This window comes from Nocardia sp. NPDC002869, from assembly GCF_046764065.1.
Classification (GTDB): domain Bacteria; phylum Actinomycetota; class Actinomycetes; order Mycobacteriales; family Mycobacteriaceae; genus Nocardia; species Nocardia rhamnosiphila.
In genome coordinates, this window is the sequence record NZ_JBKOOL010000169.1 from 1 (window position 1) to 11,951 (window position 11,951).

Consider the following 11,951-nt stretch of genomic DNA (forward strand, 5'->3'; position numbering starts at 1 on the left):
GCACGTCGCATGCGCCGAAGGCTCGAGTCTCGAGGCCTGAACGGCGGGACCAAGGGGGCCTCGACCCCGCGCCGCCGAAGGCGGCGCCAAAGACACAGACCCCGCGGGGCGGCTGTGATCGTGGCAAGATGGGCCATCGAACCACCTCGCCACCCAGCAGGAGGACATCGAGAATGGCCCCCCGTCCGCTGTCCCTCCTAGTGCGTACCGGGGTCGCCGGTGCCGTCGCGGCCCTCGTGCTGGCCGGTCCGGCGGTGGCGGATCCGAACGATGTGAATCCCATCCCCGGTATCAACGGCGAACCCCGCGGTCTGCCCACGCTGCCCGGGGACACCCAGGCCATCTACCAGGTGACGGGTATGGACAGCCCCAACCGGACTCAGCGGGTGAATGTGCTGGGCACCGACCTGGGGGTGATGTGGGACGACGGAGCCGGCACCATGCTGACCGCCTTCGGCGATTCCGCGGGTCTGGGCGTGCCGAATCTGCTGGCCGGCAGTGTGTGGGCGTGGACCAGCAACGCCTTGTTCTTCAGCCACACCAAGGATCCGGCCCACGGCATCGCCTTCGACGGCGCGGTCCCGAATCCGCTGCCCAGCCCGAAGATCCCGGGGATCGAGATCAGTTTCATCCCGACCGCCGGTATCTCGGTGGGCGGCGTGCAGTACCTGAGCATGATGTCGGTGAAGGAGTGGGGCGACCACGGCCTGTGGTCCACCAACTTCGCCACGCTCGCCGCGTCCGGTGACGGCGGACGGACCTGGGCGCAGCTGCCGACCACGCGCCGGGCGAATGTGGACGGCCACGAGAGGTTCCAGCAGAACGCGTTCGTGAAGGACGACGGATTCGTGTACCGCTACGGCACTCCGGCGGGCCGGAACCATCCCGGGTACGTGTCCCGGGTACGGGAAGCCGATATCGCGAATATCGACGCCTACGAGTACTGGGACGGGCAGGGCTGGAAACCGAACGATGCCAGAGCCGCCGCGCCGGTCGTCGACGGGGTGGCCGAGCTGTCGGTGCAGTGGAACGATCATCTACGCAAGTTCGTGATGCTGACGACCGATCCGTACAACTCGGTGGTGCTGCGCACCGCGGACGCGCCGGAGGGTCCATGGAGCACGCCCCGGGTGCTGCTGGAAGCGGCTGCTCTGCCGACGGCCTACGCGCCCATGATCTTCCCCTATCAGACCGGCAGCGACCTGTACTTCCTGCTCACCGTGCATCGCCAGTACAACGTGCTCCTGATGCGCACCCCGCTGTAACCCCTCGGAAACGACAGTGCCCGCCCCGGCTCACCGAGGCGGGCACTGTGTCGTTTCTCAGCGCGAACCGGGACGGCTGCTGGGCCGGCTGCCGGGGGTGCTACCGCTGGGCTGACTGCCGCCGCTCGGCTGGCCGGTGGATTCCTCCGGCTTCTTGTCTTCCGGTGACTCGCATTTGACCTCCGGCACCGGGTCGTACTTCACCGTCCGGGTGTGGCGGGAGACCTCCGCTCCGGTGTTGATATCGGTGATCACCCGGGTGTCGGAGATGGTGAACCCGGGAGCGCCCGTGGAGGCGATGCAGTCGTCCCCCTCGGGCAGGGTGATGGTTTCCGGTTCCGTCGGCTTGGTCTTGTCGCCGGTGATCGATTCCACGTTCACCGTCTTGGTACCCCAGATGCGTACGGTCACCTCGGAGCTGTCGGCGAAGGCCTGGATGTAGATGCCGTGCGGGGTGTTGTTGCGGAACTGCAGGTCGATGGCGCCGTCGAATACGGTCGCTTCGCGGGCCGCCGGATAGCGGGAGATGTAGTAGCTGTGTTCGGTATGGCCGGCGTCTTCCAGGCCCGCGAAATAGGCCGCGTTGTAGAGCGTGGTGGCGAACTGGCTGATCCCGCCGCCCACGGCCTTGCTGGGCCGGCCGTGATCGATGATGCCCGATTCCACATAGCCTTCGGCGGCGGTACGCGGACCGGTGTGGGTGTTGAGCGAGAAGGTGTCGCCGGGCTTGACGATCGCACCGTCGACCTCCTGCGCGACTGTGCGGATGTTCACCCCGGACGGACCGGTGAAACCGCTGGTGGTGAACTCGCCCATCGTTTCGTTGATACCGAGCGCCTCGGCGGCCTGCGTGGTGAGCTTGGGTTCGATCCGCTCGTAGATCGCCGGTGTGGTGCGCGGAGCGCCGGTAGCGGCGAGCATCGCCGGCAGCTGCTCCAGCGTCTTGGCCCAGTTGACCTTGTCGCCGACCACGGCGGGCACGACGGTGGGCGCACCGGAGAAGGTGAAGGTCGCGTCCTTCGGTTCGACTTCGGTGGCGGCCAGCTGCGGGGCGAGCAGATCGGTGGCCACCTTGTGGTCGAACTCGACCCGCAGCCCGCCGTGCCCGTCCGGTACGAACCCGACGATGGTGGCGATCTGCTCGGGACTCAGCGCGGCAGTGGCGTCTCCCTTGCCGGTGTAGGACACCGGCGCGCTCACCGCGGGTTCGGCGATCTGGTGCATGGCCGCATCGATCGCGTCCTGGCGGACGGCGGGCGGCGCCACGGCAACCGGCAGATCCAGGGTGCTCGCGGTCGCCCACTGCTCGGTGATGACCGTGCGGGCCGCGGCGAGGTCCAGGACGCGGCCCGACACGGGATTCACCTCGACCGGCCGCGTGCCCTCGAAGTGGATACCGCCTTCGACGGGCGGCTGGTCGTGCACCCTCAGTTCATCGAAGGTCCGGCTCAGCGCAGCCTCGTCGACCGAGCTGGCCACCGCGACCTTGCGGGTGGCCACGAAGGACAGCAGCCGCGAAGCCGGGTTGAGCGGCTGACCGCCCACACGCTCCCAGGTCGCCTCCCAGTCCACGCCGAGGCCGGCCGCGGCCGGAACCAGCTGGGTCTGCACATCGGCGATCTTCACCGGGACGACTTCGCCGGACCGAGAGTCGAGGGTTTCCTGCAGTTTCGCGCGGGCGTCGTCTTCGTCCATCCCGCCGATGGCGACCCCGGCGACCTCGACGCCGCGCGGAACCTTGCCCGAGGTCATCACCAGGTCGGCGATATAGCCCACGAGCGCGACACCGAACACGATCGCGGCGACCAGCAGGATGCGCCGGGCGTTCGCGGAGTCGCGCAGCCAGGACCGGGCGGCGGAGAAACGACCGCTGTCGTCACCGGACCCACCGGTGCCGCGGCCCCCGCCCGGACCGCGCGGCCGCGCGGGCGGACCGGATCTGTCGCCGTGCGCCATGATATCCGCGCTGGTCGGGTTGTTCGGGTGGCCCGGCCAGGAGGACGGTCCCCCGGAGAGCCGCTGGTTCAGCGCGCTCGAATCGAAGACCTCGGTCGGCGCGTCGTCCGGGTCCGCGTCGGCGAACGCGGCGGGCGCGGGCGCGGCGGTGGGCAGCGGGAACTGCTGAGTGGTGTACTCGGGCCCGGTGGGGTCGGCCGGGACGGGGCCGGGCGGAGTGGACGGCCCGGGACCGGGGCGGCGGGCAGGGCCGGGCGGTCGAGCCGGACCGGCGGGTCCGCCGGATCCCGAGGGGGCACCGGGGCCCGGGGAAGGTCCGGGGCCGGAGGGCGCCGTCGCGCCGGGGCCGTGGGAAGGCCTGGCATCGGAACGCACTGCCGGCCCGGGGGCGTGGGAAGGCCTGACGCCGGTGGTGGCTGCCGATCCAGGGCCCGTGGAAGGCCGGGCACCCGTGGGTGCCGCCGGTCCGGGGCCCGTGGAAGACCGGCCACCGGTGGGTCCTGCCGGTCCGGGACCGGACGGTGCCGGGGCGCCGGGCTCGCGGCCGGGCGGTCCCGGTTGAGCGAGGCGAGGGACTTCCGGATCGTGGGGCGAGGGGTGGGGAGAAGCGCCGCCGGAAACCGAACCGGGCGGCGTGGAGGCCTGGTCCGATTCGGACCGCTGCGCCGCCGAGCCGGTGCGGGGGTTCAACCAGGAGCTGCCGCCGCGCCAGCCGGAGGCGACATTGTCGGCCTGTTCGACCGGTTCGGTCGGTGCGGACGGCTGCTGACCCTGCTGGGCGCGGCCGGTATCGAGCAGCTGACGTAGGCCGCCGTCGATCGGCTGCGGGCGGCCGTGGTCGCGTCTGTCACCTCGGTCGGTGTTCGATTCGCTGCTCACGAACCGTCCTCCCCAATCGATACTTCGGGGACTCGCGGGGTGCGAGCCTTCGCCAACGATAGTTGTCCGAACTGTAATCTTCAGTGCCGGATCGGTCACAGCTGCGCCATCTGGATAGCCACTGACGTCGCAGTTGGGACATATCGCCCGAACAAAGCCCTGGGCAGCAAAGTGGCCCCGTGCAGTCGCCGGGTCGGGGGTCAGGCGAATGCACGGAGCCGACCGGTATATCGGTGCCGCGCGCGGGTCGTTACACACGAACTCGACGAATGTTCTCGAGCGGCGGGCACAATCGGGGACGGCATGCGATCCGACCTCTACGAGTAAGGGGACGCGAGATGCAGTTGGGCATGATCGGGCTCGGCCGGATGGGGGCCAATATCGTGCGGCGGATCGTCGCGGCCGGTCATACGGCGGTGGGCTGCGAACGCCACGCCGAGGTGATCGACGAGCTCACCGCCGAACTCGGCGACAGCTTCCGGGGCAGCACCGACCTGGCGGAGTTCGTCGCCGACCTCGACACGCCCCGCGTGGTGTGGGTGATGATTCCGGCCGGTCTCACCGGTCGCACGGTCGACCAGCTGGCGGAATTGCTGGAGCCCGGCGATATCGTCATCGACGGCGGCAACAGCCGGTACCACGACGATATCGCCCGGGCCGCGCAGCTGGCCCCGCTCGGTATCCACTACCTCGATATCGGCACCTCGGGCGGGGTGTTCGGCCGCGACCGCGGGTTCTGCCTGATGATCGGCGGCGAGCCGGCGCCGGTGCGGTACCTGGAACCACTGCTGCGGGCCATCGCGCCCGGCGTCGCGGCCGCGCCGCGGACCCCCGGGCGGACGGGAGAGCCCGGACCGGCCGAAGAGGGTTATCTGCACTGCGGTCCCGCGGGGGCGGGCCACTTCGTGAAAATGGTGCACAACGGGATCGAGTACGGCGTCATGGCGGCCTACGCCGAGGGGTTCAACATCATGCACAAGGCCGACTACGGCCACCGTGCCGGCGGCGAGTACTCCGCGGAGGAGACCCCCCTCGAACATCCGGAGTACTACCGGTACGACATCGATATCGCGGAGGTCGCCGAGGTCTGGCGGCGCGGGTCGGTGGTGGCGTCCTGGTTGCTCGACCTCACGGCGACCCAACTGCATGCCGACCCGAATCTGGAGTCCTTCGGCGGCCGGGTCTCCGATTCCGGAGAGGGACGCTGGACCCTCGACGCCGCGGTGGATATCGGAGTACCGGCTCCGGTGCTCTCGGCGGCGCTGTTCCAGCGTTTCGCTTCACGCGGGGAATCGGCGTACGCGGACAAAGCCCTCTCCGCGATGCGCGAGGCCTTCGGCGGACATCACGAACTCCCCGGATCGGGCTAGGACCGCAGGGCCGTGCCGGGCGGTCGGCACTCTCTCCACCGATCGGTGCGCGCCACCGACCGGCCGGAACACTCCGGTCACAGCAATCCGGCGGTGCTCGTTGTCGACGACGATGTTCTCGCGTCGGTGGAGCGGGGTCCGAGCATCGCGCGGCGGAGATCGCGTCCATGCGAGACCGGGCACGGAGGTGCCCCGACCTTCCCGATCGGGGCACCTCCTCTCCCCTGCGCCGGTCCGGGTTCCGCCGCGGCTGTGGGCGCTTCCCTCACCCGCCGGACGGACCCGTACCCGGCCGGTTCAGCGCTCCAGAATGGCGACCACGCCCTGACCGCCCGCGGCGCAGATGGAGATGAGCGCCCGGCCCGAACCCTTCTCCGCCAGTTGTTTGGCGGCCTGGGCGACGATCCGGCCGCCGGTGGCGGCGAACGGGTGCCCGGCGGCCAGCGAGGAACCGTTGACGTTCAGCTTGGTGCGGTCGATCGAGCCGAGCGCCCCGTCGAGGCCCAGCCGCTCCTTGCAGTACTGATCCGATTCCCAGGCCTGCAGGGTGGCCAGCACCACCGAGGCGAAGGCCTCGTGGATCTCGTAGAAATCGAAATCCTGCAGGGTCAGGCCGTTGCGGGCGAGCAGCCGCGGCACCGCGTAGGTGGGGGCCATGAGCAGGCCGTCGGGGCCGTGGATGTAGTCGACCGCGGCGACTTCGCTGTCCACCAGATGCGCGAGGACCGGCAGATTGCGCTCGGCCGCCCATTCGTCGCTGGACAGCAGCACCGCCGACGCGCCGTCGGTGAGCGGGGTGGAGTTGCCCGCCGTCATGGTGGCGTCGCCCAGTTTCACTCCGAAGACCGGCTTCAGCGTGCCCAGCTTCTCCAGCGAGGAGTTCGGGCGCAGATTGTCGTCGCGGGTGAGGCCGAGGAACGGGGTCACCAGATCGTCGAAGAAGCCGCGCTCGTAGGCGGCGGCCATGTTCTTGTGCGACAGATATGCCAGTTCGTCCTGAGCATCGCGGGAGACCCCGAACTCCTTGGCCGTGATGGCGGCGTGCTCGCCCATCGACAGGCCGGTGCGGGGTTCGGCATTGCGCGGGATCTCGATACCGACCATGCCCGGGCGCAGCTGACCGACCAGTTTGAGCCGCTCGGCATTGGTGCGGGCGCGGTTGATGTTCAGCATCCACTCACGCATCCGCTCGCTGACCCCGATGGGCGCGTCGGAGGTGGTGTCGGTGCCGCCACCGATACCCACCTCGATCCGGCCGGCCGCGATCGCGTCACCGACGGTGACGACGGCCTGCAGGCCGGTACCGCAGGCCAGCTGCAGATCGTGGGCGGGGGTGTACGGGCTGAGCCGGCTACCCAGCACGCTCTCCCGGATCAGGCCGTGCTCGCCGACCCGCTTGAGCACCGCGCCGCCGGCGACCATGCCCAGCCGCTCCGATTGCAGGCCGAAGCGGCTCACCAGCCCATCCAGTGTGGCGGTGAACATGTCCTGGTTGGAGGCGTGGGCGTAGGCCTTGTCGGAACGCGCGAACGGGATGCGGTTACCGCCGAGGATCGCTACCGGACGGGTCGAACGGGATGTGGTGGTCACTCGGGTCTCCCAGGTTGTCGAGTTGGCGAGAGGGTCGGGTGCTCCGGGCCCGGGCCGCGGCTCCCCGCTACGGCGTCCGACGCCCGCCCGCGCTCGGTTTACGATAAACTTACTCCTGAGTAAGTTCAATGTCGACACCGCCTCCGGCGACTACCGACACACCACATCGAGCAACAGAAAAGGTGGGAACTGTGGCAGCCAAGAGCAAGGGTGCACCCAACCTCTACGGATCGTTCGTCAACTCCGCGCCGGGCGGGTTCCTCGCGAACAAGCTGGGCCTGCCGAAACCGGAGAAGTTGCGACGCTACGTGGCCGGCGAGCCGCCACTACCCGGACCGGTGCTGCTGGGCGGCAAGGGCCGGGTCGCCGAACCGCTGCGGGCGCTGCTGGCCGACGACTACACCTTCGCCGATTCTCTCGCCACCGGCACCAAATACGGCGCACTGGTCTTCGACGCCACCGGGATCGGCAGCATCGAGGACCTGTCTCAGCTCTTCGAGTTCTTCCAGCCGGCGATGCGCAGTATCGCGCCGTCGGGCCGGGTCCTGGTCATCGGCACCACCCCCGAACTCGCCGGCAGCGTGGACGGCCAGATCGCCCAGCGCGCGCTCGAGGGTTTCACCCGGTCGGTGGGCAAGGAGCTGCTGCGCGGCGCCACCGCGCAGCTGGTGTACCTGCACCCCGACGCCTCCCCGGCGGCCACCGGTCTCGCCTCGACCCTACGGTTCGTGCTGTCCGCCAAATCGGCGTTCGTGGACGGTCAGGTGATCCGGGTCGGTAAGGACGACGCGGTCGCGCCCGCGAACTGGGACAAGCCACTCGACGGCAAGGTCGCCGTGGTCACCGGTGCCGCCCGCGGTATCGGCGCCACCATCGCCGAGGTCTTCGCCCGCGACGGCGCGAAGGTCATCGTCGCCGATATCCCGGCCGCCGGTGAGGCGCTGGCCGAGACCGCGAACAAGGTGGGCGCCACCGCATTGGCACTCGACGTCACCGCACCCGACGCCGCCCAGCGGCTCGCCGAATTCGCCACCGAACGTTTCGGCGGAATCGACATCATCGTGCACAACGCCGGAATCACCCGGGACAAACTGCTCGCGAATATGGATGAGGGCCGCTGGAACGCCGTCCTGAACGTGAATCTGGCCGCGCCGCACCGCATCACCCAGGGCCTGGTGGCCGCGGGCGCGCTGAAGGAGGGCGGCCGGGTGGTGGACGTCTCCTCCATCGCGGGTATCGCCGGTAACCGCGGGCAGACCAACTACGGCGCCTCCAAGGCCGGCGTCATCGGCATGGTGAACGCCGAGGCCCCCGAACTGGCCGCGAAGGGCATCACCATCAACGCCGTCGCGCCCGGTTTCATCGAGACCGCCATGACCGCCGCGATCCCGCTGGCCACCCGGGAAGGCGGCCGGCTGATGGCCTCCCTGAACCAGGGCGGCCAGACCGTGGACGTCGCCGAAACCATCGCCTACTTCGCCAGCCCGGCCTCGAACGCGGTGAACGGCAATATCGTCCGGGTCTGCGGCCAGAGCATGATCGGCGCGTGATGACCGAGACCATCACCCTCGACGCACCGCCGAAGAACGGCGGCCTGTACGCCCAGGCCGTACTCGGCGCGATACCGCTGGTCTCGGCGCGGAAATCCGAGATCCCGGACCGCGCAGTCCGGCTCGACGGCTACCGGGTCGACCCCGAACACCTGGCGGCCTACTGCGCGGCCACCGGACTGCGCTTCGGCGACACCCTGCCGCTCACCTACCCGTTCATCATCACCTTCCCGCTGGTGATGAAACTCGTGGTGCAGCGCGATTTCCCGTTCGTAGCGGTCGGCGCGGTGCACGCGGAGAACCTCATCGAACGCACCCGGGAGATCTCGCTGAGCGAACCGCTCGATATCACCGCGCATATCGAGAACCTGCGGGAACACCCCAAAGGCCTACTGGTCGACGCGATCAGCGAGATCCGGGTGGGCCGGGAACTGGTGTGGCGGCAGGTCACCACCTTCCTGCACCAGCAGAAGACCTCGCTCTCGGGCGGCCCCAAGCCCGAACCGAAACCCGACGAGGTGCCGCCGCCCCCGCTGCGGACGTGGAAGGTGGACCAGAAGACGATCACCCGCTACGCGAACGCCTCCGGTGATCAGAACCCGATCCACACCTCGGCATTGGGTGCCAAGGCTTTCGGCTTCCCCCGGGCGATCGCGCACGGGATGTGGTCGGCGGCAACGATCCTCGCCACGGTCGAGGGCCGGGTCCCGGACAAGGTCTCCTACGCGGTGAAGTTCGGTAAACCGATCCTGCTGCCGTCCACTGTGAACGTGTACGCCGATCAGGTCGAGCAGGGGTGGGATCTGGCTCTGAAGCATCCGAAGAAGGGCTATCCCCACCTGACCGCCACGCTGCGCTGAGGTAGCGGCTCACTCGATAAGAAACCCCGCTCCGGGCTCTTCGGGGCGGGGTTTTCATATTGTCGCGGGATCATTAGTCCTGGTCAGCGATACTATCATCAATGAAAGTATCATCCATGATAGTAATCGGACGCCCAGAAACATCCGGTGGCAGTAACGACATTTCACCCTGGGTTGCACATAGGACGGGCGACGGAGAGCGGCGATATCACGCTCGCGGGCAGGTTGTAAGAGCGGACTCCCTATCCGCTGAATACCTGTTCGAGGTGGCCGGCCATGACGGTGCGACGTAGCCAGGTACGGACCATGCACAGGCTCGACGCCTACACCGATCCCGCTCGCGGCTCAGGGGGGTGCAACCGGTGTGGCCCCTTCCTACAGAAGAGGCCACACCGACCCTCTTTCCCTATTCCGGCCACCACAGGGCAACCGTGAGACCTGCCAGACCCAATGACAATTGGACGAGCATCAGATCAGCCATCCACTGTCCGCGCTCCAGGAGGGTCGACACCGGGCCAGCGATGGCCACGCGGGTAGAACCTCATCGGGGTGATCAAGGCGGCGAGGTCGGTGACGAATTGCCGGACCGAATCCACGTGTTCGAAGCCGGGGACCACCACCGCCCGGGCGTTGTGGTCCTCCGCATGCCGGGCTACCGCCAACGCGGTCACCAGCGGGCCCGCATCCGTGAAAACAGTGAATGCGAGCCGGTACCCATGCCGCGCCGCCAGCTTCGGGAGGTCCACGGTAGGCAGTGGAACATCGCGCCGGACCAGCGCGATAGCGGTGGGAGATTCAGCAGTTGCCACGCAGACCTCCCGACGCGGCGCACCAGCGCCGAACGGCATGCGCGATGCGCTCCAGCTGTTCGATCGGCGGCAGCACGGCAGGCGGTCCGCCCGGAGCCCCGGACGCACCCGGTGTACGCACCGGTAGCCCTTCCGGGTAGACCGCACTCGAAGGAGGACAGCCCCGTAATCCTTTGACCGGCATGGATGATCCCCTACTCCTGGATAGTCTTGGTATGCACCCGGCGCAGGGTCCAACACGGCATCAGCGACCAACTGTGAATGATTGGACCACCAGATCGCGGCGCTCCTGGCGTTGATCTGATGTCCCCCAGAGCTCCGGGGCCGGCCTGCGCCGGGTGCTCCTCCAGTAGATCTCTGCCACAACATGTTCGAAATAGCTATCGTGGAAAATCCATGGTCGATACCGGGATAATTCGCCATGAACGCATCCATATTCCATCGATCCGGTTAGCGAAGGTAAGAAGATGCCCCCTGGATCCACCCTTCCACGGCGAGCTCTCGGACGTCAGCTTCGAAAACTGCGCGAGCGGAACGGCCTCACCGCGACGGCGGCCTCGCGGATCGCCGAGACCAGCCCCCAGACCTACGGCCGACTCGAAGACGGACGTATCACCAAAGTCACCGATATGCTGCTGAATACACTGGCGAATGCCTATGCGGCGAGCGACTCGGAACGTCGGCTACTGCTCTCGCTGGCGCAGGAGATCCGAACATCATCCACAAACGGCGGTGGTTGGTGGCGTGCCTACGCGGACTCCTTGGCGACCAATTTCGACCACTATCTGTCACTCGAAGAAGCGGCGAACTGGGCGACCTCATGGCAGACGACCTTGGTACCAGGGCTGCTGCAAACTCGGGAGTATCGCCGTGCGATCACATGGGCGACGTCTCCTGATACTTCATCGGAGGAAGTCGATCGGATGCTCGACATGGCCGCCAAACGACAGTCCATGCTCGAACAGGAAGGCTTCCGCTTCGAAGCGCTACTTGCCGAGGGGGTACTTCATTACCAGGTCGGTAATCCGGAGATAATGGCAGCGCAGATCCAACATTTGCTGGACAGGTCCGAGCAAGTCGAAATCCGGATAGTTCCTTTCCGAGCCAAGAACCCCAGCGGTCTGACTGCCGCGCCGTTCGTATTGTTCTCCTTTCCGCCACTTCTGACCTCCAAGCTCCAAGAACCGCCGGTCGCTTACGTCGAGGGCCTCGCCGGCGACCTCTACCTGGAACGGGAGACCGAGGTCAGCAGGTTTTCCCACGAAGCAGGGAAGATTCGACATGTAGCGTTGCCGAGGTCAGCATCCAAGGACCTGATGCTGAAGGCAATGAAGGAGTGGCAAGCGTGATCGATCAGACGGCCGCGAAGTGGTTCAAAAGCAGCCGCAGTCATGGTGGCAAGGACTGCGTGGAAGCCGCACATCTGGACGGAGGATTGGTCGGCGTACGGGACTCCAAGAACCCGGAAGGGCCGGCGCTGGTCTTCGCACCCGGCGAATGGGACGTGTTCTTGGCCGTAACCAAAGCAGGCGAGTTCGATCGACCGTAGTCACCAACAAGAGGAACGCCTGCCCCGAACAGGCCCGGCCACGACCAACCGGAAGGGCTGAATCTCGGCTATCTAGGCAAGGCACCCGTACTGAGACCGGGTAGAAACGAAGGCGCCCCGGAC

The 11,951-nt window shown here is 67.7% G+C and carries 9 protein-coding genes; 6 read left to right on the forward strand and 3 right to left on the reverse strand.

The window, feature by feature from the left end; all coding sequences use genetic code 11:
• Positions 1-173 precede the first annotated feature (173 nt).
• Positions 174-1,265, forward strand: a complete 1,092-nt coding sequence (locus tag ACLML9_RS24055; protein WP_411947651.1) for a DUF4185 domain-containing protein — start codon at positions 174-176, stop codon at positions 1,263-1,265.
• Between the two features lie 57 nt (positions 1,266-1,322).
• On the opposite strand, the gene ACLML9_RS24060 is transcribed toward ACLML9_RS24055, so the two are convergent.
• The gene (locus tag ACLML9_RS24060) at positions 1,323-3,596 is read right to left on the reverse strand and encodes a VanW family protein (RefSeq protein ID WP_411947652.1); all 2,274 of its coding nucleotides are present in this window, start codon (positions 3,594-3,596) and stop codon (positions 1,323-1,325) included.
• Positions 3,597-4,438: 842 nt separating this feature from the next.
• Between ACLML9_RS24060 and gnd the strand changes: the two genes are divergently transcribed.
• Positions 4,439-5,470, forward strand: coding sequence for a phosphogluconate dehydrogenase (NAD(+)-dependent, decarboxylating) (gene gnd / locus ACLML9_RS24065; RefSeq protein ID WP_411947653.1), 1,032 nt, complete (start codon positions 4,439-4,441; stop codon positions 5,468-5,470).
• Between the two features lie 297 nt (positions 5,471-5,767).
• Here the strand turns inward: gnd and ACLML9_RS24070 are convergent, their stop codons facing one another.
• Positions 5,768-7,060 carry an acetyl-CoA C-acetyltransferase gene (locus ACLML9_RS24070; protein WP_030524856.1) on the reverse strand — a complete coding sequence of 431 codons (1,293 nt, stop codon included), beginning with the start codon at positions 7,058-7,060 and terminating at the stop codon, positions 5,768-5,770.
• 191 nt (positions 7,061-7,251) lie between these two features.
• On the opposite strand from ACLML9_RS24070, the gene ACLML9_RS24075 reads away from it, so the two are divergent.
• Together ACLML9_RS24075 and ACLML9_RS24080 are read left to right on the forward strand one after the other, a co-directional pair.
• Positions 7,252-8,610, forward strand: coding sequence for a 3-oxoacyl-ACP reductase (locus ACLML9_RS24075; protein ID WP_411947654.1), 1,359 nt, complete (start codon positions 7,252-7,254; stop codon positions 8,608-8,610).
• Positions 8,610-9,470, forward strand: coding sequence for a MaoC family dehydratase (locus tag ACLML9_RS24080; protein ID WP_265806152.1), 861 nt, complete (start codon positions 8,610-8,612; stop codon positions 9,468-9,470). Before ACLML9_RS24075 ends, ACLML9_RS24080 begins: the two co-directional genes overlap by 1 nt.
• A gap of 473 nt (positions 9,471-9,943) precedes the next feature.
• On the opposite strand, the gene ACLML9_RS24085 is transcribed toward ACLML9_RS24080, so the two are convergent.
• Positions 9,944-10,279, reverse strand: a complete 336-nt coding sequence (locus tag ACLML9_RS24085) for a hypothetical protein (RefSeq protein ID WP_411947655.1) — start codon at positions 10,277-10,279, stop codon at positions 9,944-9,946.
• A gap of 467 nt (positions 10,280-10,746) precedes the next feature.
• Between ACLML9_RS24085 and ACLML9_RS24090 the strand changes: the two genes are divergently transcribed.
• Both ACLML9_RS24090 and ACLML9_RS24095 read left to right on the forward strand, forming a co-directional pair.
• Positions 10,747-11,628, forward strand: a complete 882-nt coding sequence (locus ACLML9_RS24090; RefSeq protein WP_411947656.1) for a helix-turn-helix domain-containing protein — start codon at positions 10,747-10,749, stop codon at positions 11,626-11,628.
• The gene (locus ACLML9_RS24095; protein ID WP_411947657.1) at positions 11,625-11,828 is read left to right on the forward strand and encodes a DUF397 domain-containing protein; all 204 of its coding nucleotides are present in this window, start codon (positions 11,625-11,627) and stop codon (positions 11,826-11,828) included. Before ACLML9_RS24090 ends, ACLML9_RS24095 begins: the two co-directional genes overlap by 4 nt.
• Positions 11,829-11,951: the final 123 nt, after the last annotated feature.